Genomic DNA, 22,482 nt, shown 5'->3' with positions numbered 1-22,482 from the left:
CCGTCCGCCCTGGGGACGGGTTTCATTGGTCGGGCAGTATGGCAGTAGTTGCCTGCCGACGGCTGAGTTAAGTCGTCGGCATGACGAAGCGTCTATGGAAATGAGCGTGGCAGGACCGTCAACGGCGTAACTCAAGAGATCGGGCAAGGGCGCAGGCTTCGTTATGATTGCCTCGGAAACCTCTGACGCGGCCTGTGGAAATTTCCTTGATGTGGAAGAAGGCATTGCCGGCCAGAATGACCTGAAACCTGGGCGGGGCAGGCTCTTCAGGGGGGTATTCATGCTGTTGCCACATCAGCGGGTGCAGAGTCGGCGTGCTGTTTGTGTAAGGTGCCAGGGGGTGAGCGAAGTGTGTCAGCGTGCACATATGAAATCCTTTTCGTTGTTTTACCGACGTGTGTACGTGGTTTTGGGTAGTCTCAATGAGCATCGCTGCTCTAGAATCACCGTCACTGGTTGGCGATTGATGTTCATCTAAAGCAATTTTTTGCTGGCGATATGTCGGAAAAGTGCTTTTTTTAAAGAGTTTTTTCCCTAAAGTTGGTAATCCGGTTTTTCTGGCAGTCAGAAGGGCGTTTTCCTTCAACCTCTGACGAACGCCAGGCAAGACGACGTGAGTGACATTCCAGTAGTCTTCTCCCTCGCGATGGATGAGCGCTCAGCTCGTTTCAGGATTCAACCCGGGTCATTTGGCTACACCTTCGGCATTGCGGCTTTTTTTTCTGCTGTTCGCTTTTTTAGCGTGCGGCATCATTTTCAGATGTGGGGATGGGTCCTTGGCAGTAAGTAATCTCGATATGCATGCTTTGTTCGTGCTGGGTGATTTGCGCGCAAAGCTGGTTAAACAGTTCCAGTCACGTTTCGTTTACATCACCGAACAGAATGCTGAAGGCATTTACATTGCCGAGATCGACACCGAAGAAGCGCTGGTGGTTGATGACAAACCAGGGCTTAAACTCAAGGTCGGCGATCATTTCAGCGCCTCTGTATTACCCAGTCGCGAAGGCGGCAAGCTGGACATCAAATTCCGTGAAATCAAACTGACCGTGTACGGGTTGGGTGACTACGCTTTCGTCACCACCGCTGATGGCCAGGCTATTGTGTTCAAGGAAGGGCATAGCGTGGTGATGGTGTTTGCCGCCCACCAACAGTTGCAGGAAGGCCTGACCAAAACCCTGAAAGCCGTTACCGCAAAGGCTGCCAAGTGGCGCAAGGGTGAACTGGTCACCTTCAAGGCCAGCGAGTAATGCCCCTGACCCGCGCCGATTTCCATGAACAGAACCAGGCCAGCGTCCGCGTCGAGGCCCGGCGGCTGTTCGAGCAGAAGGTTGTTTTGCAGGGCTCATGGCTGGGTTGGGTGGCATCACAGATCTACATACTGCGGCCGGCGGAGTACGCCAGCATGGTACGAAGAGAGCTGGCGCGCTTGCAGGAACTTTCCGAAAATTAATCGACATCCCTCCAAAGCAGGAACCTCTACTACAGTCAGTTGACTGAGTATTCAGAGGCTTTGCGGTCTTCTGCCAGGCCATCCTGCTATTGCTGTACAGCACGAGGTGCAAAAGCATGAACGGATTTCGACGGTTGCTGGCGGCTACGTTGGCCACGTTCGGTTTGTTGGCTTCACCGGTTCCGGTGTTCGCGGCCCAGGCGCCGATCCACTTCGCCGACCTGAACTGGGAAAGCGGCAGCCTGATCACCGACATCCTGCGGATCATCGTCGAGAAGGGCTATGGGCTGCCGACCGATACCTTGCCGGGAACGACCATCACCCTGGAGACCGCACTAGCCAACAATGACATTCAGGTCATTGGCGAAGAATGGGCCGGTCGCAGTCCGGTCTGGGTCAAGGCTGAGGCCGAAGGCAAAGTCGTGAGCCTGGGCGATACGGTCAAGGGCGCCACCGAAGGTTGGTGGGTGCCCGAATATGTGATCAAGGGCGACGCGGCCAAAGGCATCAAAGCGCTGGCGCCGGGCCTGCGCAGTGTCAGCGACCTGCCCAAATACAAGGACGTGTTCAGCGATCCGGAAACCCCGGGCAAAGGACGCTTCCTTAACAGTCCGATCGGCTGGACCTCGGAAGTGGTCAACAAGCAGAAGCTCAGGGCCTATGGGCTGGACGACAGCTATGTGAACTTCCGCAGCGGTTCGGGGGCGGCACTGGACGCGGAAATCAGCTCATCGATTCGTCGTGGCAAACCGGTGCTGTTCTATTACTGGTCGCCAACACCTTTGCTCGGTCGCTTCAAACTGGTTCAACTCGAAGAGCCGCCATTCGACGCCGACGCCTGGAAAACCCTGACCGACGCGGATAACCCGAACCCGAAACCAACTCGCTCACTGCCGTCCAAGCTGTCCATCGGCGTGTCCACGCCATTCCAGAAACAGTATCCGCAGATTGCCGAGTTCTTCAGCAAGGTCGACTTTCCGATCGATCCGTTGAACAAGGCTCTGGCGCAAATGAGCGAAAAACACACCCCGCCACGGCAGGCGGCGGAGGCATTCATGAAGGCGCACCCGGATGTTTGGCAGGCGTGGGTGCCGAAGGATGTGGCGGATAAAGTGTCTGCTGAACTGAAGTAAGGGGTTGGTTGGAGGGGGGTGTTGTGCCGACTACTGCAATCGCGGGCAAGCCCTCTCCCACAGGGGTTGTGTGAACACTGAAGATTCGGTGTGGGAGCGTGCTTGCTCGCGAAGCTTTTAGAATCGCGTTTGCACCGCCAACTCGAAGGTGCGCGGCGTGCCGAGGTAATACGCCGGTGAAACATGCGCAAACTCGGCGTACACCTCATTGGTCAGGTTGCGCACACGGCCGGTGACGGTGGTGTGTTGATCAACCTTGTAACTGAGGAACGTGCCATAGAGCGTGTACGACGGCAGGGTCATTGTGTTGGCGCTGTCGGCAAACACCGAGGCCACGTATCGGGCATCGACGCCTCCTTGCCATTGCGGCGCGAAATCATAGGTCAGCCACAGATTGCCGACCCGGTCCGGCACGTTGGTTGGTGTATTGCCTTTGCGTGAAACCACCACACCGGCGGCGTTCTTCTCGGTGAATTCGTCGTACCGGGCGTCGACCCAGGCGAAGTTGCCTTCAGCCAATAGCTTGTCGGTGATCCGCAACGAACTGGCCAATTCGATACCCCTGGACGTCTGCTGCCCGACCGGGATGCTGGCGGTCGGGTCCAGTGGATCGGTCACCGCGAAGTCCTTGCGCTCGATGGTGTACGCCGCCACTGTCGCCGAACCACGCCCGTCCAGATAATCGAACTTGCTGCCGACTTCCCATTGCTTGCCCGTGGAGACGTCGAAGTCTTGAGTGCCATTGGGCTGTTCGGCGGCGGTGCTGTATTGCACGTAGACGTTGGCGTCGGGAATGAACTGGTAGGTCAGGCCGACGCGACCGGTCACCGGCTCCCAGCTGCGTTTGAGGTGCCGGGGATTGCTGGCGGTCACTTCACGGTGATTGGTCACGTCCAGGTCGATGTCGTCGTAACGCAAACCGGTCAGCAACGCCAGCTTGTCGGTCAGCGCCAAACGGTTCTCGGCGAACAAGGCTTTGGTCGTGACGTCATTGGTCTTGTCGCTGACAAAGCCCGGCCGGGTGCCCGGGATGTCATAGAAATGCCCGGGCTGAAAATTGTTCGGGTCGACAGTGCTTGCACCTTTGACGTTGAGCGGTGAGTTGGTGGTCTGGTTGACCTTGTACTCGAAACCGCCGGACCAGGTGGTGTCCAGACCAAACAGTGTGTTGTCGTGGCGCAGTTCGAACTGGTTGCCGTTCTGTTCGCCCTGATGCCGAACCTGATACGCCGTGGAGCGGTTCACGGCGCTGTTGTCGGCGTTGTACTGGTAGGTTTCCAGGTTGCGGTAATCGCGTTGGCTGTCGAGGTGGTAGAGGGTGTTGCGCAGCGTGGTGCTGTCGTTGATCCGGTAGTCGATGATCGAGCGAGCCCAGATCGTGCGCTGCTCGTAGCGGCCATCTTCGACGTTGTAGTTGTTGAATCGGTTGTGCTTGTCGATTTTCAGTTCACCGGCCTTGGGATTGAGCACGGGTGTGCCCCAGTAAGGGCTGTCTTCGTGTTCGTCCTGATATTCCAGCGCCAGGGTGTGGGACAGGTTCGGTGTCAGGTCGCTGAGCAAGGAAAACGCCACGCTCCAGGCATCGCGCTCCTGACGGTCGATGTAGCCGTTGCCGGTGTTGTGGCTGACATCGAGGCGCGCGTAGTGCTGCACGTCCGCCCCAGCCTCGCTCAGGGCGTGGTTGAGGCCAAAAGACGTCTCGGTGGTGTCGTAAGTGCCGTAGCTGACCCGACCTTCGACGGCTTGCTCTTCACGGGTCGCCAGTTTGGTCACGTAGTTCAGCGAACCGCCAACGGAGCCGGCACCGTTGATCAGCGACGATGGGCCACCCACCAGTTCCACCCGATCATAGATCCAGGCATCCACTGGCCGGGCAAGTCCGCCGGAAACATTGATACCGTTGAACATTTGGGTGATCTGGCTGCTGGTAAAGCCACGGTAGGAGACGAATCCGCCAAAGCCCGGCGGTGCGCTGGCATTCACCCCGGGCAGGGTGTTGGCGGCGTCCTGGAAATTCTGCGCACCGTGGCGCTCGATGTCGTTGCGGTTGGCCACGGCTACCGAGGCCGGCGTTTCTCGCACACTCAAGCCCAGACGCGAGGCAATGCCGCTGGATTGATCGAGGCTCAGCCCCGGCGCAGTGGCAGCGTCGCCATCAATGGTGATTGGCGCGAGATTGACAGTGGATTGCGCCCAGGTGTTAACAGACAAACAGCCGAACAGACTTGCCAGCAAAGGAATGCGTTTCATCGATGAATCCTGAATTCTCGTCTAGGAAACAGCGCACAGGCGAACGTCACGCGTTGGCGCGGTGAGCTGATCGGAAAAGGCAAAGAAACTCAGGCGAGCGGCGGCGCGCGAGGATTGGCCGAAGGCCAGGTGAAGCGGGAAGGGAGGTCGGCGTTGGCGATGACGGCCAACGGCGGGCTGTGCTGCTGCGGAAGAATCGCCAGGGTCAGGCTGGAGTTGAGCGCCGGGCCCATGCCGCCGGTGGAACACAACGGGCAACCGAAGGCCTTGGACAGGGTCGGCAGCTTGTCTTCGGAGGTGCTCGGGGAGGCTGGCACCTGAGTGGCCGGGTCGGCTGTACAGAACTGGCCGCCGAGACCGTTGAGTTGCAGCCCGACCATTTGCCCGTGGCCGATGCTGCAGGCGAACACATTGAACAGGACGCAGCAATAGAGCATCCAGGCAATGAGTGAGCGATCGGTTCGGGCTAATTTCATGGAGCGGCACTTTACCACCGTCGATCACGAATACCCTTACAAAAACGTTCAAGGAAGTTCATCCTGCTGCAACATTTCACGCTGGAAATCTGAATATGAGCCTAATGGTCGCGCAATGGATGGCTGCAATCTTCCTGTTGATCAGCCTGGTCCACCTGTACTGGGCGGCGGGTGGCAAGTTGGGTAGCGAGGCGGCAGTGCCGCGAGTGCCCTCAGAGGGCGGTGGGGAATCAAGGCCCGCATTCAAGCCTTCGGGCTTTGCCACGTTGCTGGTGGCGGTCGGTTTGCTGCTGATCGCGATACTGGTGTGCCTGCGGGTCGGCCTGTATCTGCCGACGGTGCATCACTGGTCGCTGCAATGGGTGATCAGTGCGATTGCAATGCTGATGTTCGCCCGCGCGATCGGCGATTCGAATCTGGTGGGGTTTTTTAAACAGGTCAAGGATTCGAAGTTTGCCCGGCTCGATACCTGGGCCTATTCGCCGTTGTGTGTGGTGTTGGGGGCGGGGTTGTTGGCAGTTGCCTGGATTTGAGGTGACCGATCCATCGTCATCGCGGGAAAGCCCGCTCCCACAGGATCGTCAGTGTTCACACGATCTCTGTGGGAGCGGGCTTGCCCGCGATGAGGCCCGTCCTATCAACACAAATCTGCGAACTTAACTCCCGCTCTCCGTGCGCCGACTACTCACCTCGGCCGGCACCTCATCTCCCGCCATGCGCTTGCGGAACAATGCCGCCCGGGCCAGCAACAGCGTGGTCACCGGCACCGTAATCGATAACAGAATCGGAATCAGCCAGGCATGCACTACCGGCGCGGACTTGAGCGCCGAAAAGTAAATGATCGAGGCCAGTGCCACGGACCACGCGCCTAATGTCGAGGCCAGCGCCGGTGGGTGCATGCGCTGGAAATAATCCTTCATCCGCACCAGACCAATCGCACCAATCAGCGCGAACAGGGCGCTGACCACCAGCAGGATCGCCACCGGAATTTCCACCCACAAAGACAGTTCAGCGTTCATTCGATCACCTCGCCACGCAACAGGAATTTCGCCAAGGCAAACGAACCGACGAAACCGAGCAGCGCAATCAGCAGCGCCGCCTCGAAGTACGTGTCACTGGAATAGCGAATGCCCAGCGTCAGCATCATCAGCATCGCAATGATGTACAGGTAATCCAGCGCCAGAACCCGGTCCTGGGCCGACGGTCCGTTGAACAGGCGGATGAGGGTCAGGATCATCGCCAGCGAAAAGATGAACAGGCTCAGCAGAATCGCGTTCGTCAGCAGCGGGCTCATTCGAAGATCTCCATCAAGGGGCGCTCATAGGTCGCCTTGAAGTGCTGGATGAACAGCGCTTCGTCATCCAGATCGAAGACATGCAGCAACAGAATGCTGCGATCCAGCGCCAGTTCCGACCAGACCGTACCGGGCACCACCGTGCAGATCATCGACAGCGCCGCCAGGCCGTTGGCATCGCGCAAGTCCAGCGGCACCTTGATGAACTGCGAGCGCGGCGGCCGGCGGCCGGCATTCAGCACGCCCCAGGCCACGGCGAGGTTGGACACCACCACATCGCGACCGACAAGAAAGACCAAACGCACAATCACGCCAGGGCGACGAATGCGGATCGGCAGCGGCCGCAACTTGCGCATCATCAACGGCGCGCAGAACCCCAGCGCCGCGCCCAACAGCAGATTGCCGGGACTCATCGACAGGTTCAGCACCAGCCACAACAGCCACAGCGCCAGGGACAACCAGGGAGCAGGGAACAGACGCTTCATGGTTTGACCTCCGCTATTGCGGCTTTGGCTTCCGGGCTCGGGATCGCACGGGTGCCGAGCACCGCCATCACGTATTGCTGCGGGTTGTTCAGGGCTTCAGCGGCCGCCTGGGTGTAGCGCAGCAGCGGTTCAGCCTTGAAGGTCAGTGCAATGCTCAAGCCCAGCAGCGCGATGATCGGCACGCATTCGAAGCGTCGCAGCAACGGCGACGGCCGCTCCTCGGGTGTCCAGAAACGCTGGATACCCAAGCGCGAGAAGGCGATCAACGATGCCAGCCCGGAGAGGATCAGCAACGCCAGCAAGCCCCACGCGGCATTGGCAACCGGCTCATCGCTGCCATTGCCCAGGCCCAGCGGATTGAGCAGGGCGCTGAGCAGGCCGACTTTGCCGATAAACCCGGAGAGCGGTGGCATACCGATGATCAGCAGGGCGCATGCAATGAAGCTCAACCCGAGGAACGCCATGGTCCAGGGGATCACCTGGCCGACCACGGCTTTTTGCTCGTCATCGAGGTTGATGCCTTTGGGCGGCTGCAAGGATTCCATCGGCCGTGGCAGCAGGTCGCCGTCATCGAACAGCGGCATTTCATTGGCCGAACGCGAACGCTCGATCAACTCCGCCAGCAGGAACAGCGCGCTCAACGCCAGGGTCGAGCTGACGAGATAGAACAGCGCCGCGCCGATCAGGTTCGGTTGAGCAAAACCGATGGCCGACAGCAGAATCCCGGCCGACACCAGAATGCTCAGGCTGGCCATGCGTTCCAGGCGTTGCGCGGCGAGGATCGCCACCGCCGCGCAGACGATGGTCGCCATGCCGCCATAGATCAGCCAGTCGCCGCCGAAGTACGCCGACGCCCCGGCCTGACCGGAGAACAGCAAGGTCCACAGACGCAACAAGGTGTAAACGCCGACCTTGGTCATGATCGCGAACATCGCCGCCACCGGCGCGCTGGCCGCGGAATAGGCCGGCACCAGCCAGAAGTTCAGCGGCCACATCCCGGCCTTCGCCAGAAACGCTACCGCGAGAATGCCCGCGCCGGCATGCAGCAGGCCGCGATCGGCTTCGGGTACCAATGGGATTTTCAGGGCCAGGTCGGCCATGTTCAGGGTGCCGGTGACGCCGTAAATCAGTGCCGCGCCAATCAGAAATAGCGACGAGGCCAACAGGTTGATCGAGATGTAATGCAGCCCCGACGACACCCGCGCCCGGCCCGAGCCATGGAGCATCAGGCCGTAAGAAGCCGCCAGCAGCACTTCGAAGAACACAAACAGGTTGAACAGATCCGCCGTCAGGAATGCGCCGTAAAGGCCCATCATCTGGATCTGGAACAGCGCGTGGAAGCTCGAACCGGCGCCGTCCCATCGGGCCATGGCGAACAGCAGGGCGCTGACCCCGATGATTCCGGTCAGCACCAGCATCAGCGCCGACAGGCGATCGACCACCAGCACGATGCCGAACGGCACCTGCCAGTTGCCCGGCAGGTACACGCCGATGGAGCCGGGGACGCCCGTCTCCTGAGTCCATTGCAGCAACAGCACGGCGATGCCCAAGCCCAGCAGGCTGGAGAACAGGTTGATCTTGGCCTTCAACGGACGATGTTTCTCGCCCAGCATCAGCATCACGGCGGCGGTCAGCAGCGGCAGCAGAATCGGTGCAGCGATCAGGTGCGGCATCAGATTCATTCTTTAGGCTCCCGGCCATCCACATGGTCGGTACCGGTCAAGCCCCGGGAGGCCAGCAGCACCACCAGGAACAGCGCGGTCATGGCGAAGCTGATGACGATCGCGGTCAATACCAGCGCTTGCGGCAGCGGGTCGGTGTAGTGCAACAGGTCTTGTGGCACACCGTCCTTGATGATCGGCTCCTTGCCGATAAACAGACTGCCCATGCTGAAGATAAACAGGTTGACGCCGTAAGACAGCAGGCACAGGCCCATGACCACCTGAAATGTCCGTGGCCGCAGGATCAGCCAGACGCCGGACGCGGCGAGCACGCCGATGGCGATTGCGATGACTTCTTCCATCAGACGGCTCCTTTCGTGGCGACGGATCTGGGCAGGGCAGCGGTTTTGTGACCGCGAACCGATTGGTGGGCGAGGGCGGTGAGGATCAACAGCGTCGAACCGACCACCACCGAGTACACGCCGATGTCGAAGAACAGCGCACTGGCGACGTGAATGTCGCCCAGCACCGGCAACTCGAAATGCCAGGTGTGGGTGGTCAGGAACGGATACCCGACCGCCATCGCCCCGAGCCCGGTGACCGTGGCGAACAACAACCCGGTGCCCATCCAGCGCAGCGGTCGCAGGCTCATTTGCGCCTCGACCCACTGGGTGCCGGCGACCATGTATTGCAGGATGAACGCCACCGACATCACCAGACCGGCGACAAACCCGCCGCCCGGTTGATTGTGCCCGCGCATGAACAGGTAGACCGACACCACAAACGCAATCGGCAGCAGCAGGCGCACCAGCACCGCCGGCACCATCATGAAGCCGAGCGCGGTGTCGCTGGCCTGACGCGGGTTGACGAGGTCGGTGACCACGTCGGGCGCGAGCAGACGTTGTTGGGCCGGCAACTGCAGGCTTTCTTTCGGCGGACGGAAGCGTCGCAACAGAGCGAACACGGTCAGGGCCACGGCCACCAGCACGGTGATTTCACCGAGTGTGTCAAAGCCGCGGAAGTCCACCAGCATCACGTTGACCACGTTGCTGCCGCCGCCTTCTGGCAGGGCGCGACTGAGGTAGAACGAGGAAATGTCGTTGGGCGTCTGGCGCGTCAGCATTGCATAAGCCAGCAGCGCCATGCCGCCACCGACCACGGTCGACAGCAGCAAGTCGCGGATACGGCGGATGCGTGCCTTGCGCAGGGTGCTTGGCAGCGGCGAAACGTCTTCGATCCGGCGCGGCAACCAGCGCAGACCAAGGAGGATCAGCACCGTGGTCACCACTTCGACCACCAGTTGCGTCAGCGCAAGATCCGGTGCCGAGAACCAGACGAAGGTCACGCAGGTCATCAGGCCACAGACGCTGACCATGGTCAGGGCCGCGAGCCGGTGATACTTGGCCTGCCACGCCGCGCCGAGGGCACAGGCAATGGCCAGCAGCCAGAAGGTCACGAACACGATCGAGCCCGGAATCTTCGGCCGGTCGCCCCAGCTCAGGCTGCTGTGGAGCATCGGGATCAACCCGGCCAGCACGGCGGCGAGCACCACCAGAAACAGCTGGGTTTGCAGGCGTTTGGTGCTGATCCGCCGCTCGATACGACGGGCCAGGCGCATCATGATCACCAGGCTGCGTTCGAACAGGCGCTTGCCGTTGAACCGGCCAATGATCGGCGGGTATTTGAAGCGGCCGCGCTTGAGCTGATTACGCAGCAGTAGATAAAGCACGATGCCGCCGGACATGGCGACCAGGCTCATGATCATCGGCGCGTTCCAGCCGTGCCAGATCGCCAGGCTGTATTCCGGCAGGGCGCCGCCGACGACCGGCAGGGCCGCGGCAGCGAGCAACGGGCCGACCACCTGCGCCGGGAAAATCCCAACCACAAGGCAGGCGAACACCAGCAATTCCACCGGCGCACGCATCCAGCGTGGTGGTTCGTGCGGGGTGTGCGGCAGGTCGGTGGCGGTCGGGCCGAAGAACACGTCGACGGTAAAACGCAGGGAGTAGGCGACGCTGAAGGTGCCGGCGATGGTCGCGACAATCGGCAGAGTCATCTCGATCCACGCCGTGGCGTTGATGAACACGGTTTCGGCGAAGAACATCTCTTTCGAGAGGAAGCCGTTGAGCAGCGGCACACCGGCCATCGAGGCGCTGGCGACCATGGCCAGGGTGGCGGTGAACGGGATCAGCTTGATCAGGCCACTGAGTTTGCGTATGTCGCGGGTGCCACTTTCGTGGTCGATGATCCCGGCGGCCATGAACAGCGAGGCCTTGAAGGTGGCGTGGTTGAGAATGTGGAACACCGCGGCCACGGCGGCCAACGGACTGTTCAGGCCCAACAGCAGAGTGATCAGGCCCAGGTGGCTGATGGTCGAGTAGGCCAGCAAGCCCTTGAGGTCGTTCTGGAACATCGCGCAGTACGCGCCGAGCAACAGGGTGCAGGCGCCGGCGCCGCTGACGATGTAGAACCATTCTTCGCTGCCGGAGAGTGAAGGCCACAGCCGCGCGAGCAGAAATACGCCAGCCTTGACCATGGTCGCCGAGTGCAGATAGGCCGAAACCGGTGTCGGCGCCGCCATGGCGTGGGGCAGCCAGAAGTGGAAGGGAAATTGTGCGCTTTTGCTCAGGGCGCCGATCAGGATCAGGGGTAGCAGAATAGGGTAGAGGGTATGCGCGCGAATCAGATCGCCGGCGGCCAGGACCTTGTCCAGGTCATAGCTGCCGACCACATGGCCGAGCAGCATGACCCCCGCCAGCAGACACAAGCCGCCTGCGCCGGTGACCATCAGCGCCATATAAGCACCACGTCGCGCATCGGCGCGGTGGTGCCAGTAGCCGATCAACAAAAACGAGAAGAGACTGGTCAGCTCCCAGAAAAATACGATCTGGATCAGGTTGCCGGAAATCACCAGTCCGAGCATCGCGCCCATGAACGCCAGGAAAAACGCAAAGAATCGCGGCACCGGATCGTCCGGCGACATGTAATAGCGGGCGTATAACGAAACCAGCGTGCCGATGCCCAGCACCAGCATCGAGAACAGCCAGGCGAAACCGTCCATGCGCAGGACGAAGTTCAGGCCCAGGCTCGGTAGCCAGAAGAATTCTTCGCGGATGACGCCGCCGTGGGCGATCTGCGGGTACAAGAGGGCGACCTGAACGGTGCCAATCAAGGCCACCAGGCCAGCCAACAGCGATTCGGTGTTACGCGCGTTGTGTGGCAACAAGGCTGCCAGACAGCTGCCAATAAAAGGCAGAAGCAGTAGAACTATCAGGGACATAGGCTTCTAATCTGCGGAAGTTTGTGAAGCATCATACGTGCCAGCTCCCGGATCACCAAACGCCAAGCTGTCGCAGAATCCTACAAGGTAGACGGAAAAAACCTGATTCACATTGTTTCAGGGAGAAGGATTTCGCCTGTGCCGGCCCTTCGCGGGCAAGCCCGCTCCCACAAGGATTGCGCTAACCCTGTGGGAGCGGGCTTGCCCGCGATGGCCGTCTTTCAAACGCTGCAGATTCCGAGCCTTAACCCTGTGTTTCCTGCTCCAGCTCTTCCTCAGGCGCAGCAGCCTTACCTTTGGTCTTCAGCTCACTGACAATTACCGCCGCCACAATCAACCCCGCCCCCAGCAAGGCAATCGCCGGCAACCGCTCCCCGGCAATCCGCCCGACAATCCCGGCCCACACCGGCTCCCCGGCATAGATCAGCGTCGCCCGAGTCGGCGAAACACTCTTCTGCGCCCAGTTCATCGCCACCTGAATTGCTGCACTCGCTGCGCCCAACCCCAACGCGCTGCATAACAACAGCCACGAGAAGTCGGGAATTACTTCCTGAGTCGGCACCACCATCAAAAACGCCAGCACCGAAGTCACCGCCAGTTGCACCACCGTCACCCGACGCACATCGACCTGGCCCGCATAAGTGCTGATCAGAATGATCTCCGCCGCAATCGCCACGGCGCTGATCAACGTGGCGATTTCACCGGGACTGAAATTGAAAGAAGCGCCGGCCGGTCCCGACAGCAGCATCAACCCGGTGAACGCCAGCATGATCCCGATGCTCGGCATCAACCCCGGACGACGCCCCAGCACCAGCCATTGCAGCAACGGCACGAAGGGGACGTACAACGCGGTAATAAACGCCGACTGACTGCTGGGAATGCTCTGCAACCCGACGGTCTGCAAACCATAACCGAGCATGATCGCCACGCCGATAAAAGCCCCGGCCTTGAGTTCAAACAGAGTCAGTTCCCGCAGGCGCCGCCAGGAGAACAGCGCGACAATGATCGCTGCAGCGGCAAATCGCAGGCCGACGAAGAACATCGGCCCGCTGACGGTCATTGCATGCTGCACCAGCAAGAATGTTCCGCCCCAGACCATGGTGATCAGCACCAGCACGCACTCGGCCTTGCTGAACCGCGAGAAACGGGAAGAAGCCTGGGGGGAGTTCACCGACGTCATGACCTTGCGCGCTACCTGAGGGGGACGCACAATGCGCCGAATGTTGCGCAGTATACTGCCCAACCCCACCAAGTGAGCAATATAGTGCACAAAGATTCCACGCAGCGGGCTTCGGTCCTTCAGCACGTCAGCCAGAACATTCGACGCTTGCGCCATGCCGCCGACATGAGCCAGACCGCCCTGGCCGAGAAGTCCGGGGTCAGCCGCCGGATGCTGGTGGCCATCGAGGCCGGTGAGAAGAACGTCAGCCTGACCACCCTCGATCGCGTGGCCGAAGCGCTGGAGGTTGCTTTCAGCGACCTGATCCAGGCTCCGGATGCGCGCGATCCGAGCCGCATCAACGAAGTGGCCTGGGCCGGAGCGATTCCCGGCAGTAAAGCAGTGTTGCTGGCCAAGGCCAACGCCACCCGTGAAGTCGAACTCTGGGAATGGCGCCTGGAACCGGGCGAGCATTACCCGTCGGAACCGGATGCCGATGGCTACAGCGAACAGCTTTATGTGTTTGAAGGCTGCCTGACCCTGATGCTCGGCGGCCAGCCACAGAAAATCGCCGCCGGTGAGTTCTTCATGTTCGCCAGCAATCAGCCTCATTCCTATCGCAACGATGGGGTGGTGGCGGCGCGGTTTGTGCGCAATGTGGTGATTTGATCCGGGATTCCCACGAACCAGGAACGCAGTTGGTACTCCTTTGACATATTCATCAGTGACGTACTAATAGTTCGAGGATACGTCGTTAAGCCTAGTGATGATGTTTACAAGATTCCGGTGAATAAAACGTCGCTAAGTAGCCATGTAGGGCGCAATAAGGAATTTAAATACATCGCTTACTACGAGGGCGGAAACTCAGAGTACTCCACGGCCACGCTGTATTCGCCTGACTCCGGAGTCACGCCATGACAACCTCTGCCCACCGCCCTCGCGCCGCCCATGTGATCCGCTCGGACGTGGAGGCGATTGCCATCGCTCACAAGTGCGCCGCACGCTTTGATCCTTCCCATGCTCCACATGGGAATGCCGCCTTGGATACTCCGCATCTGCATTTCATCTGGCAGGCCACTCGCACACCCGACGCTCGATCCGAGCCTGGCTGACTGAATTCAAACGGGACATCGCATGAATCCGGCCCTGACGAACAGGTGAGCTTCCTGTTTGCCGAGCAAACTACTAATGTGGCGCTCAAGTACGCCTCAACGGATCCGTGAGAACGCCATGACTGAAACACCAAGCGCACAGGCAACTCCCGCCATTCGCCACGCAGACATCCTGATCGTCGGCGGCGGCCTCAGCGGCGCGATGCTGGCGGCGCAGTTGCTGCGCCTGCCGGGCAAACGCCAGGTGCTGGTGATCGAACCCCGCGCCGAACTCGGCCGGGGCGAGGCGTACAGCGCAGTCGAATTGGGGCATACGCTCAACGGTAATGCGGCGCGCATGAGCGTCGACCCGGACAACGCCGATGACCTGACCCAATGGCTGAGCGAATACATTGCCGCCGGCGGCTGGCCGGAGTCCGATGAACAGCACGTACCGGTCAGTGAATTGTTCCCGCCGAGGGGGATTTTTGGCTTGTACGTGCAGCAGCGCCTGGCCGAAGCGCAAGCCGTTGGGGCGGTGAATGGCTCAACAGTCGAGCATGTGCGGGCAGAGGTGACCGACCTGCAAACTCAAGACGATTCGGTGCTGCTGACCTTGAGTGACGGGCAGCGCTTGCAGGGCGCTTATGCGGTGTTGGCGACGGGAATGTTCCCCGCCGCGCGCACGCCGCAGACTGAATCCAGCGGCCTGAACGCTGCGGCACTCGATCCTTGGGATGTCGCCGCCATGCAGCAGCTCGACCCTCTGTCGACGGTGCTGATCATCGGCTCGGGCCTGACCATGGTCGACGCCGTGGTGTCGCTTGAACAGGCCGGGCATCGCGGGCCGATCGAGGTGTTTTCCCGTCATGGGTTGCTGCCTCACGTGCGCCGACAACCACCGATCTGGACGGATTTTCTCGCCGAAGATCACAGCATTCGCACACCACGACAGCTGGTGCGCGAACTGCGCCGGCATTGCCGCGAGGCCATCGCGCAAGGCATCGACTGGCAAGCACCGCTCGACACCGTGCGGGTGCACATCGGCCGATTGTGGAATCAGGCAACGGACGTCCAGCGTCGGCAGTTCGTGCGACATGTGCGGCCGTGGTGGGAAAGTCATCACCACCGCTCGCCACCGTTGAGCGCCGAGCTGGTGGCACGATTGCACAAGGAAGGGCGCTTGCGAATTCAGGCAGCGTCGTTCAAGGGGCTTGAGCCTTCGGTGAACGGCGAAGTGAACATTCGCATTCGACGTCGCGGCGAGGCCCAAACATCGGTCGTCAGCGGCGCGGCATTGATCAACTCCAGCGGCATCGAATACGACTGGCGACGGGTCGCCCGCCCGCTGCCACAGCAATTGTTAGCGCGTGGGTTGGTGCGGCCGGGACCTTTGGCGTTAGGGATTGCGGCGGCAGGCGACGGTGCGGTGCTGGGCGCTGAGGGACAGGTCGCCGAACGGTTATTCGCCATGGGGCCGCCGTTGCGGGGGATGTGGTGGGAAAGCACAGCGGTCACGGATGTGGCGCTACAGGCCAAGGCGTTGGCCGAGCGTTTGGTTCGCTGAGTCTTCAAATGCACTAAACCCCGCATCAAGCGGGGTTTGTTATTTCTGGCAGTCTTTCGATGGGTACTTCGCGCCAGAGCCGCTTGTCGGGAACCTTCCTTTACCTGTCAGATATGACAGTAGCCGAAATGACTGCCGCACTGTTTGATAACTCCTGCCAATGCCTATCGTGCAGGAGCCTCAAACATGACAACTCCCGAATTGCCCGACAATCACGTCATGGCGCTGTATCCGCCGAGGATTCCCAGAGGTACCGAATCGGTGGTGGGGGCTCATTACGGAATACCACTGCATATTTATGACCTTGAGCCCATCGGGTTGATCATTGAGGTGTTGGCTTATTTTGGGCAGTTAGCGGGGGATACCGTCCGCCTCAATCTCAACGGTCAGTCCGACATCGTCAATGCGAAGACTCAGAGCGACAACAGCAATACAACGCTGTATCTACCGAAAAACATGCTCCTCGCCGATGCGCTCAATCAGCTGACCTACACGGTGGTGCGCGGCAGCCAGAACATGGGCACTTCGACCCCACTGCTGACGATGTTGTACAACGCCATTCGTCCCGGCAATCAAGACTCCGACCCTGGTGTCGAGGGCCATTCGCGACTCGAATTGTTATTGCCCGACGCCATCAAAAACGGCGTCGGCGCCGATTTCGTCAGCGCTCAGGTGTGTGTGTCCTATCCGTACTGCCGGGCCCATGACGAGATTCGTCTGAACTGCAATGGCCATGACGTGTTTCACACGGTGACGGAGGCCGAAGCTCCGCTCCCGGGCTCGGACACGCCGGTCACCGTCTGTTTCCCCGTGACCCGTGCCGATCTCTCGGGCGGCGACAGTGCGACGTTCAAGTTCTCCTTCACGGTAACCGATCAACTGAAAAACTCCCCGGATACCGATTCGCCCTGGTCGGCCACAACGGAAGTGGATGTGGATCTGGCCGGGAAACGTTTGCCGGCGGCGGTCTTGCGAGAAATCCGGGAGGACACTACGGACGATCCGGGCCTCATTGATCTTGTAAAACTCGGCAGCAAACCGCTGCTGCTGATCGTGCTGACCGCTGGGCCACGTTTTCAACGGGGGGATACGATCAACGCCACCTATACCGCGAAAATCGAAGGTCAACCGGACGTCGTGGTGACGGTGAGCGGGGTGGTGGAGGCGGACGACTTCGGGCAGAAAAACCCCTGCATTCTGGAAGTTGCCAACGACAAAGTGCTGGCCGACAGTATGGTGACGGTGGTGTATGACTTGCTCAGGGGCGGCGCTCTGGTCGGCAGCTCCAAAATGGCGATGGCGCGGGTAACCGGCGAAGCAGTACCGGAGTTCAACGCGCCGAAAGTGCGGGAAGCGGAGCCGGACGGCAGCACTCTGCAGCCGGTCAAGGCCAAGGACACACTGACGGTTGTCGTTCCTGTGCAAGGTACACGGCCTGCCGATTTGCTGAGCGTCACCTTTGCGGGTGCACCGGGCACCCCGGCGGGTGGCTCGCATACCACACCGGCGAAGCCGATCAGTGAAGTCGGGTTAAACATCGCACTACCGGTCTCGGTGCTAGCGTTCAACTTGGGCAAGCCGGTGACCGTGACCTTCACGATTACCCGCGATGGCAAATCCTATACGTCGCGGCCATTGGCCTTGAACATAGGTACCTTGCCTGCCTCGGTCTTGAATTCGCCGATCATTGAAGAAGCTGATAATGCCGGAAATGGCCCCTTCCTGAATGTGAACAGTCTGATCACGGCTACTTTTCGAATGAGCGACTGGCCACTCATTGCTAGACTGCAATTCATCTGGATACGCCTGCAAGGTACTAACAATGACGGAACTCCCTATGAGGCAGTCCCCTCAAGTGCACCGGGTTCCTATGTCAACCAGGCGTGGATCGATCTCCGTTACTTCACCAAGTCTCTGAACCTCAGCCAGCTTAAAAACCTGAAACATGGCTCCTCTCTCTCCATCACATTTAAGGCGGCATTAGGCGGCAGCAGAAATGAAAGTGAAGCAGTGACTTTCCCTGTTCAGACTTACAGCGTGATCTCTGACGTGAATATTGATACTTCTCTCATGCAATTGCAGGGAAGAAACCCCATCGCGGCAGCGTCACTCAACTGGGAAAAAAGAGGTGATGCCATCGGGAGTTTTGCGCAACGCATCCCTCAGGGTGGGCGTCCGCCTTATACCTATTTTTCCTATAACGCGGCGATAGCTACAGTGGACAACACGGGTACTGTTCGCAGCGTGGGTAACGGGGCCACCGTGATTAGAGTCAGGGATTCATCCAAACCAGCAAAAGAAAAAAGTTATCCCGTGCAGACATCGAATGTCTTTCAGATTTTGCACAATCCCGAAGGGCTTAGCCACGATGAGGCTCGTTCTTGGATCAGTTCAGTAGGTGGAAGCCCTATCCAGCAATACGATACTGTTCTGCTGGCGGCGCTGAAGGAAAAATACATTGCACATTCCGGTTCCGATATTCATATCACGGGACGTACCACTAACGGTTTCCCACATACCCTTCGACGTACGGGGTACAAGTATCCAAATCAGTGGATTTGGCAGAGCGCAGGAGGAACGAGCGCCAGGGCGCCGGCTATATGTATAAAAGCGCTTCCCTCGACTTAAAAATGGCGAAGAAGCGGGCGAAGAGATTGAAACTATTGAATAGGCTTCAAAAAGGTAGTGTATTTATTTGCCGTCCAGGTGTGGGGGTTCCACCATTGCAGCATTGATCCACAGGCCGAACCTCAATCTACGGCCATGGATATCGCTAGCCCATAACGCAAGAAACCCCGCACAAAGCGGGGTTTCTTGTTTCCGGCAATTCAAACCAGCCACTCAGTAACGCTGATACTTGGAACCGAATTCAGGTCGGTTTTCCGCGACGTACAGTTTGGTTTGTTCGGCATTTTGTTGCAGGTTGACGCTGCCTTTGCGTTCAGTGTCGATGCCGACGGTGTTCACGTTCAGTGTTGCCGGTTGGCTGACATTAGCCGCTGCAACGACTTGCGACGTGGCGTGTGGGGCGGCAATGGCGGATGTAGCGCCAAGAACCGACAGGGCGAAACCAAGACCGATGATGCTTTTCATGATGTTGCTCCAGAAGGGTGGGGAGAAGATGTGGCCACTGTAGTGCTGGAGCGTCGCGATGAGAAAACACCCTTGCGCATAGTTGATATCGAGAGCGTTGATCCATTGCCAGGTGCCGTTTCATTACGAGGACCTCGACTGATCGTTCCCACGCAGAGCGTGGGAACGATCAACCTCTGGCCCGAGATCAATACCGCTGATATTTCGAACCGAACTCGGCGCGGTTTTCCGCGACGATCACACCGCCGCGCACTGCATTGCCCGGGCTGATCGAGGCAACACGTTCGCGAAGCTCTTGCAAACGGTCGGCACCGCCTTCAGCCACGCGATTCTCGATCAGGCGATCCGAGCCACCTTCAGCCACACGATTGTTTTGCAGGTTTTCAGAGCCATATTCAGCCATGCGATTGTTTTGCAGCCGATCCGAGCCACCTTCCACCAGCAGTTGCTGGATCTGACTGTGGGACGCAGCGCTCATGGTGTTGGCCGAAGCCAGGTTCGACAGGCCGAGACCACCGACCAGTGCCAGACCGAGTGCCAGGGACGAGACTTTCGAGAAGTTGAACATGGGTGATTCTCCGTGCGCTTTAGTATGAGTGGGTCAGTAGCGCTGAGTGAGTCAGTGCTATCTGGTGTTCACAGTTAAACGCTCGGGTGTATCGGTGATGTGTGCCTGAATGCCCTGAAATCGCGATCTGCGTATCTGTCGAGGGTTCTTATACAGACGGATACAAAACCCTTCGGAACATACCTATCAAGTCCGGTTCGAGACACTTGAGCTGCGGCGCTGATCTTGCCGATGTCGCCGGGTGCGGTGTGCAGCGCATAAAGCGCTGGTGGTGAATGGGGCGGATCAAGAACGGGGGCATTGAACACCAGCACATTGCAGCCCTTGGCGAGTTGCGTCAGCGCGGTGTGGGCGTGGGCATCGATGTCGCCGCTGAAGGTGATGCTTTTGCCTTTGTAGTCGACGCGGTCCACGCCCTGCTGGAATCGATGCTGATGCAGAGCGCTGCGGCCAGCAATAATCCGGGATGTAGCCACTGAGACACCCGCATGCGCGGCCAACCCAGGGAGAATTTCACGCGTCTGCGCCGAGCAATTCCACCGGGTAGGAGAACACGTAGCCTTCGCTGCGCACGGTTTTGATGTAGGTCGACTCGCGCGAATCATCCATCAACCGTTGGCGCAAACGGCTCACCAGCAAGTCGATGGAGCGATCGAACAGGTCTGCATCGCGGCCCTGGGTCAGGTTGAGCAACTGGTCACGACTGAGCACTCGCTGGGGGTGATCGAGGAACACCCGCAGCAGCCGATATTCGGCCCCACTGAGGGCCACCATCGTGCCGTCGTCGTCGAGCAAGTGTCGGGCGGTGGTGTCCAGGCGCCAGCGGCCGAACCGCAACAATCGGCCGCTTTCGGTGATCAGCAGGTTCGGTGGCAGCATGCGGGTGCGGCGCAGCACAGCGTTGATCCGCGCCAGCAACTCACGGGCGGCGAAGGGTTTGGTCAGGTAGTCGTCGGCGCCCATTTCCAGGCCGAGGATACGATCGGTTTCGTCGTTGCGTGCGGTCAGCATCAGGATCGGTGTGGCTTTGTGCTTGCCCGAACGCAATTCGCGGCACAGCAGCAGGCCGTCATCGCCGGGCATCATGATGTCCAGCACAATCAGGTCCACGGTGTTGGCTTCGAGAAAGCTGCGCATTTGCCGGCCGTCGGCAACCACCGTCGTGCGCAGGCCGTTCTTCTTCAGGTAATTACCGACCAGTTCACGAATTTCCCGGTCGTCGTCGACGATCAGGATGTGGTTCACATGTTCCATCGCTCAACCCTCTTGTTATTCGTATGTTGCACATTCGCAAGCCATGCCGAACCTGCATGCCGGCATTTGTATCGCACTGTATCCCGTGCCCTGTGTGACACGTTACGCCTCAATTAGCCTGATTTACGACACAGGGCAGATACCTCGGGCCGATTAAATGGGTTCCATCGAGACAAGACGACTTGCCTCGCAACCACCGCCCATTGCAACCCTGAGGAAATCACCATGAACTGGAACAAATTGATTGCCGCCAGCTTCTTCGCGGTCCTGAACGTTGCAGCGTTTTCGGCCCATGCCGATGTTCAAGCCCCGGCGCAGACAAGTTCTCACGGCACCCACCTCGATATCAAGAAGGTGGTTTCCATCGTCGACAACGATGGCGGCAATTGCGGCATTGTCGATGCCCGCCTGACGTACCTTGATTCCAGTGGCACGCAGAAAGCCTTCGATTACATCAAGTTCGCAGAGTGCGGTAATCAGGGCGGCTGATCTTTGCACTACGCTCATTGCTGTCGAAACCGACGAATGCACAGCCTGCTCGCCAAGCGCGATGGCTGACTCGCGTCGTCCAGATACCAGGTCCATGACTCGCAGGAAATCACAATGAAGATCAGTGTGTTGAGCAATACATCCGACTCGCGCCGTTGCCGTTTCCTTGGCCCGTCGATTCTCGCGTTCGCGCTGATGCAGTTGGGCGCCCTTGGTGCTGTCAATGTGCAAGCCGCGACGCCAGAGCCCGTGGTGGCCAGCGCTGGCACCCTCAAGACGGACTCGTTCGGACCGCTGAAGCATGTCAACGCCGGGTTGCTGAATGTGGCTTACGCCGAAGTCGGCCCCGCCGACGGTCCGGTGGTGATTCTTCTGCACGGTTGGCCCTACGACATTCACAGCTATAGCGAAGTGGCGCCCTTGTTGGCGGCGAAGGGTTACCGGGTGCTGATCCCGTATGCACGGGGCTACGGCGACACGCACTTCCTGTCCGACAAAACTGTTCGCAACGGCCAGCCCGCTGCGCTGGCCAGTGACGTCATCGACTTTATGGACGCGCTCAAGATCAAGAAAGCGGTGCTCGGCGGCTACGATTGGGGCGCGCGCTCGGCGGGCATCGTCTCGGCGCTCTGGCCGGAGCGGGTAGAGGCGCTGGTCTCCGTCAGCGGCTACCTCATCGGCAATCAGGCCGCCGGCAAGAATCCGTTGCCGCCCAAGGCCGAGCTGCAATGGTGGTACCAGTTCTACTTCGCGACTGAACGCGGGCAAGCCGGTTACGAAAAAAACCGCCATGACTTCGCCAAGTTGATCTGGGAGCTGGCGTCGCCGAAATGGACCTTCGACGATGCCACCTTCGACCGCAGCGCGGTGGCCCTGGACAACCCCGATCATGTGGCTATTACGATCTTCAACTATCGCTGGCGGTTGGGCATGGTTCAGGGTGAACCTCAATATGAAGCGCTGGAGCAACGGCTGGCCAAGGCCCCGGTCATTACGGTGCCGACCATCACGATGGAAGGTGACGCCAACGGGGCGCCGCATCCGGCTGCCGAGGATTATGCCAAGCGCTTCACCGGCAAATATGAGTACCGACTCATCACCGGCGGCATCGGCCACAACTTGCCACAGGAAGACCCGCAAGCCTTTGCCAAGGCAGTGATCGACGCGGATAACCTCTGAGCATCAGTGCCGCGAATAGTGTGCTGATTCGTTCCCACGCGCAGCAAAGGAAT

24 protein-coding genes are annotated in these 22,482 nt (G+C 59.6%); 11 read left to right on the top strand and 13 right to left on the bottom strand.

From position 1 onward, the window contains the following. Nucleotides 1–118: 118 nt before the first annotated feature. Nucleotides 119–367 (bottom strand): hypothetical protein, encoded by a 249-nt coding sequence (locus tag FQ185_RS02550; RefSeq protein WP_149416155.1) that lies wholly within the window; start codon nucleotides 365–367, stop codon nucleotides 119–121. A 430-nt stretch (nucleotides 368–797) separates the two neighbouring features. On the opposite strand from FQ185_RS02550, the gene FQ185_RS02545 reads away from it, so the two are divergent. The 3 genes from FQ185_RS02545 (at nucleotide 798) to FQ185_RS02535 (ending at nucleotide 2,583) form a co-directional block, all read left to right on the top strand. Next, a complete protein-coding gene (locus FQ185_RS02545; RefSeq protein ID WP_178113487.1) occupies nucleotides 798–1,247 on the top strand; it encodes a hypothetical protein in 450 nt (149 codons plus the stop codon). Then, nucleotides 1,247–1,450: a hypothetical protein gene (locus tag FQ185_RS02540; RefSeq protein WP_149416085.1), complete on the top strand. Its 204-nt coding sequence runs from the start codon at nucleotides 1,247–1,249 to the stop codon at nucleotides 1,448–1,450. Before FQ185_RS02545 ends, FQ185_RS02540 begins: the two co-directional genes overlap by 1 nt. Before the next feature lie 116 nt (nucleotides 1,451–1,566). After that, on the top strand, nucleotides 1,567–2,583 hold the full coding sequence (locus FQ185_RS02535) for an ABC transporter substrate-binding protein (protein WP_149416084.1): 1,017 nt from the start codon (nucleotides 1,567–1,569) through the stop codon (nucleotides 2,581–2,583). A gap of 117 nt (nucleotides 2,584–2,700) precedes the next feature. Here the strand turns inward: FQ185_RS02535 and FQ185_RS02530 are convergent, their stop codons facing one another. Together FQ185_RS02530 and FQ185_RS02525 are read right to left on the bottom strand one after the other, a co-directional pair. Continuing rightward, complete coding sequence (locus FQ185_RS02530) at nucleotides 2,701–4,833, bottom strand: TonB-dependent siderophore receptor (RefSeq protein WP_149416083.1); 2,133 nt, start codon at nucleotides 4,831–4,833, stop codon at nucleotides 2,701–2,703. Nucleotides 4,834–4,922: 89 nt separating this feature from the next. Next, nucleotides 4,923–5,309 carry a DUF2946 domain-containing protein gene (locus FQ185_RS02525; RefSeq protein WP_149416082.1) on the bottom strand — a complete coding sequence of 129 codons (387 nt, stop codon included), beginning with the start codon at nucleotides 5,307–5,309 and terminating at the stop codon, nucleotides 4,923–4,925. Nucleotides 5,310–5,404: 95 nt separating this feature from the next. Here FQ185_RS02525 and FQ185_RS02520 point away from each other — a divergent pair, with 95 nt between their 5' ends. Further along, entirely contained in the window at nucleotides 5,405–5,842 is a 438-nt protein-coding gene (locus FQ185_RS02520) for a DUF3995 domain-containing protein (RefSeq protein ID WP_149416081.1), read from the top strand. Nucleotides 5,843–5,965: 123 nt separating this feature from the next. On the opposite strand, the gene FQ185_RS02515 is transcribed toward FQ185_RS02520, so the two are convergent. The 7 genes from FQ185_RS02515 to FQ185_RS02485 form a co-directional block, all read right to left on the bottom strand. Then, nucleotides 5,966–6,328, bottom strand: a complete 363-nt coding sequence (locus FQ185_RS02515) for a Na+/H+ antiporter subunit G (protein ID WP_149416080.1) — start codon at nucleotides 6,326–6,328, stop codon at nucleotides 5,966–5,968. After that, nucleotides 6,325–6,603 (bottom strand): K+/H+ antiporter subunit F, encoded by a 279-nt coding sequence (locus FQ185_RS02510; RefSeq protein ID WP_149416079.1) that lies wholly within the window; start codon nucleotides 6,601–6,603, stop codon nucleotides 6,325–6,327. The genes FQ185_RS02515 and FQ185_RS02510 overlap by 4 nt, the downstream gene beginning before the upstream one ends. After that, nucleotides 6,600–7,088, bottom strand: coding sequence for a Na+/H+ antiporter subunit E (locus tag FQ185_RS02505; protein ID WP_149416078.1), 489 nt, complete (start codon nucleotides 7,086–7,088; stop codon nucleotides 6,600–6,602). Before FQ185_RS02505 ends, FQ185_RS02510 begins: the two co-directional genes overlap by 4 nt. Further along, a complete protein-coding gene (locus FQ185_RS02500; RefSeq protein WP_149416077.1) occupies nucleotides 7,085–8,770 on the bottom strand; it encodes a monovalent cation/H+ antiporter subunit D in 1,686 nt (561 codons plus the stop codon). The genes FQ185_RS02505 and FQ185_RS02500 overlap by 4 nt, the downstream gene beginning before the upstream one ends. Continuing rightward, entirely contained in the window at nucleotides 8,767–9,111 is a 345-nt protein-coding gene (locus FQ185_RS02495) for a Na+/H+ antiporter subunit C (protein ID WP_007986256.1), read from the bottom strand. Before FQ185_RS02495 ends, FQ185_RS02500 begins: the two co-directional genes overlap by 4 nt. After that, nucleotides 9,111–12,029: a monovalent cation/H+ antiporter subunit A gene (locus tag FQ185_RS02490; RefSeq protein ID WP_149416076.1), complete on the bottom strand. Its 2,919-nt coding sequence runs from the start codon at nucleotides 12,027–12,029 to the stop codon at nucleotides 9,111–9,113. The genes FQ185_RS02495 and FQ185_RS02490 overlap by 1 nt, the downstream gene beginning before the upstream one ends. 244 nt (nucleotides 12,030–12,273) lie before the next feature. Beyond that, nucleotides 12,274–13,299, bottom strand: a complete 1,026-nt coding sequence (locus FQ185_RS02485; RefSeq protein WP_149416075.1) for a DMT family transporter — start codon at nucleotides 13,297–13,299, stop codon at nucleotides 12,274–12,276. Here FQ185_RS02485 and FQ185_RS02480 point away from each other — a divergent pair. The 4 genes from FQ185_RS02480 (at nucleotide 13,294) to FQ185_RS02465 (ending at nucleotide 18,474) form a co-directional block, all read left to right on the top strand. After that, nucleotides 13,294–13,857, top strand: coding sequence for a helix-turn-helix domain-containing protein (locus FQ185_RS02480; RefSeq protein ID WP_149416074.1), 564 nt, complete (start codon nucleotides 13,294–13,296; stop codon nucleotides 13,855–13,857). The genes FQ185_RS02485 and FQ185_RS02480 overlap by 6 nt on opposite strands. Before the next feature lie 245 nt (nucleotides 13,858–14,102). After that, nucleotides 14,103–14,300 (top strand): hypothetical protein, encoded by a 198-nt coding sequence (locus FQ185_RS02475; protein WP_149416073.1) that lies wholly within the window; start codon nucleotides 14,103–14,105, stop codon nucleotides 14,298–14,300. Nucleotides 14,301–14,418: 118 nt separating this feature from the next. Further along, nucleotides 14,419–15,846 carry an FAD/NAD(P)-binding protein gene (locus FQ185_RS02470; RefSeq protein ID WP_149416072.1) on the top strand — a complete coding sequence of 476 codons (1,428 nt, stop codon included), beginning with the start codon at nucleotides 14,419–14,421 and terminating at the stop codon, nucleotides 15,844–15,846. A gap of 186 nt (nucleotides 15,847–16,032) precedes the next feature. Continuing rightward, a complete protein-coding gene (locus tag FQ185_RS02465) occupies nucleotides 16,033–18,474 on the top strand; it encodes a hypothetical protein (protein WP_149416071.1) in 2,442 nt (813 codons plus the stop codon). 213 nt (nucleotides 18,475–18,687) lie between these two features. On the opposite strand, the gene FQ185_RS02460 is transcribed toward FQ185_RS02465, so the two are convergent. Beyond that, nucleotides 18,688–18,939 carry a hypothetical protein gene (locus FQ185_RS02460; protein WP_149416070.1) on the bottom strand — a complete coding sequence of 84 codons (252 nt, stop codon included), beginning with the start codon at nucleotides 18,937–18,939 and terminating at the stop codon, nucleotides 18,688–18,690. A 187-nt stretch (nucleotides 18,940–19,126) separates the two neighbouring features. Next, nucleotides 19,127–19,507: a hypothetical protein gene (locus FQ185_RS02455; RefSeq protein WP_149416069.1), complete on the bottom strand. Its 381-nt coding sequence runs from the start codon at nucleotides 19,505–19,507 to the stop codon at nucleotides 19,127–19,129. Nucleotides 19,508–19,782: 275 nt separating this feature from the next. Here FQ185_RS02455 and FQ185_RS30155 point away from each other — a divergent pair, with 275 nt between their 5' ends. Beyond that, nucleotides 19,783–19,986: a hypothetical protein gene (locus FQ185_RS30155; RefSeq protein WP_178113484.1), complete on the top strand. Its 204-nt coding sequence runs from the start codon at nucleotides 19,783–19,785 to the stop codon at nucleotides 19,984–19,986. Nucleotides 19,987–20,020: 34 nt separating this feature from the next. On the opposite strand, the gene FQ185_RS02445 is transcribed toward FQ185_RS30155, so the two are convergent. Beyond that, nucleotides 20,021–20,761 (bottom strand): response regulator, encoded by a 741-nt coding sequence (locus FQ185_RS02445; protein ID WP_149416068.1) that lies wholly within the window; start codon nucleotides 20,759–20,761, stop codon nucleotides 20,021–20,023. Between the two features lie 225 nt (nucleotides 20,762–20,986). Here FQ185_RS02445 and FQ185_RS02440 point away from each other — a divergent pair, with 225 nt between their 5' ends. Beyond that, on the top strand, nucleotides 20,987–21,250 hold the full coding sequence (locus FQ185_RS02440; RefSeq protein WP_149416067.1) for a DUF2790 domain-containing protein: 264 nt from the start codon (nucleotides 20,987–20,989) through the stop codon (nucleotides 21,248–21,250). Between the two features lie 114 nt (nucleotides 21,251–21,364). After that, entirely contained in the window at nucleotides 21,365–22,429 is a 1,065-nt protein-coding gene (locus tag FQ185_RS02435) for an alpha/beta fold hydrolase (RefSeq protein ID WP_149416066.1), read from the top strand. The last annotated feature ends 53 nt before the right edge of the window (nucleotides 22,430–22,482 follow it).

It is taken from the genome of Pseudomonas sp. ANT_H12B (assembly GCF_008369325.1).
Classification (GTDB): domain Bacteria; phylum Pseudomonadota; class Gammaproteobacteria; order Pseudomonadales; family Pseudomonadaceae; genus Aquipseudomonas.
This window is presented reverse-complemented; position numbering and strand designations above follow the sequence as displayed.

Coding starts and splice junctions, on each gene's coding strand:
- FQ185_RS02550 (WP_149416155.1), bottom strand. CDS start 367: ATGTGCACGCTGACACACTTCGCTCACCCCCTGGCACCTTACACAAAC.
- FQ185_RS02545 (WP_178113487.1), top strand. CDS start 798: ATGCATGCTTTGTTCGTGCTGGGTGATTTGCGCGCAAAGCTGGTTAAA.
- FQ185_RS02540 (WP_149416085.1), top strand. CDS start 1,247: ATGCCCCTGACCCGCGCCGATTTCCATGAACAGAACCAGGCCAGCGTC.
- FQ185_RS02535 (WP_149416084.1), top strand. CDS start 1,567: ATGAACGGATTTCGACGGTTGCTGGCGGCTACGTTGGCCACGTTCGGT.
- FQ185_RS02530 (WP_149416083.1), bottom strand. CDS start 4,833: ATGAAACGCATTCCTTTGCTGGCAAGTCTGTTCGGCTGTTTGTCTGTT.
- FQ185_RS02525 (WP_149416082.1), bottom strand. CDS start 5,309: ATGAAATTAGCCCGAACCGATCGCTCACTCATTGCCTGGATGCTCTAT.
- FQ185_RS02520 (WP_149416081.1), top strand. CDS start 5,405: ATGAGCCTAATGGTCGCGCAATGGATGGCTGCAATCTTCCTGTTGATC.
- FQ185_RS02515 (WP_149416080.1), bottom strand. CDS start 6,328: ATGAACGCTGAACTGTCTTTGTGGGTGGAAATTCCGGTGGCGATCCTG.
- FQ185_RS02510 (WP_149416079.1), bottom strand. CDS start 6,603: ATGAGCCCGCTGCTGACGAACGCGATTCTGCTGAGCCTGTTCATCTTT.
- FQ185_RS02505 (WP_149416078.1), bottom strand. CDS start 7,088: ATGAAGCGTCTGTTCCCTGCTCCCTGGTTGTCCCTGGCGCTGTGGCTG.
- FQ185_RS02500 (WP_149416077.1), bottom strand. CDS start 8,770: ATGAATCTGATGCCGCACCTGATCGCTGCACCGATTCTGCTGCCGCTG.
- FQ185_RS02495 (WP_007986256.1), bottom strand. CDS start 9,111: ATGGAAGAAGTCATCGCAATCGCCATCGGCGTGCTCGCCGCGTCCGGC.
- FQ185_RS02490 (WP_149416076.1), bottom strand. CDS start 12,029: ATGTCCCTGATAGTTCTACTGCTTCTGCCTTTTATTGGCAGCTGTCTG.
- FQ185_RS02475 (WP_149416073.1), top strand. CDS start 14,103: ATGACAACCTCTGCCCACCGCCCTCGCGCCGCCCATGTGATCCGCTCG.
- FQ185_RS02470 (WP_149416072.1), top strand. CDS start 14,419: ATGACTGAAACACCAAGCGCACAGGCAACTCCCGCCATTCGCCACGCA.
- FQ185_RS02465 (WP_149416071.1), top strand. CDS start 16,033: ATGACAACTCCCGAATTGCCCGACAATCACGTCATGGCGCTGTATCCG.
- FQ185_RS02460 (WP_149416070.1), bottom strand. CDS start 18,939: ATGAAAAGCATCATCGGTCTTGGTTTCGCCCTGTCGGTTCTTGGCGCT.
- FQ185_RS02455 (WP_149416069.1), bottom strand. CDS start 19,507: ATGTTCAACTTCTCGAAAGTCTCGTCCCTGGCACTCGGTCTGGCACTG.
- FQ185_RS30155 (WP_178113484.1), top strand. CDS start 19,783: ATGGGGCGGATCAAGAACGGGGGCATTGAACACCAGCACATTGCAGCC.
- FQ185_RS02445 (WP_149416068.1), bottom strand. CDS start 20,761: ATGGAACATGTGAACCACATCCTGATCGTCGACGACGACCGGGAAATT.
- FQ185_RS02440 (WP_149416067.1), top strand. CDS start 20,987: ATGAACTGGAACAAATTGATTGCCGCCAGCTTCTTCGCGGTCCTGAAC.
- FQ185_RS02435 (WP_149416066.1), top strand. CDS start 21,365: ATGAAGATCAGTGTGTTGAGCAATACATCCGACTCGCGCCGTTGCCGT.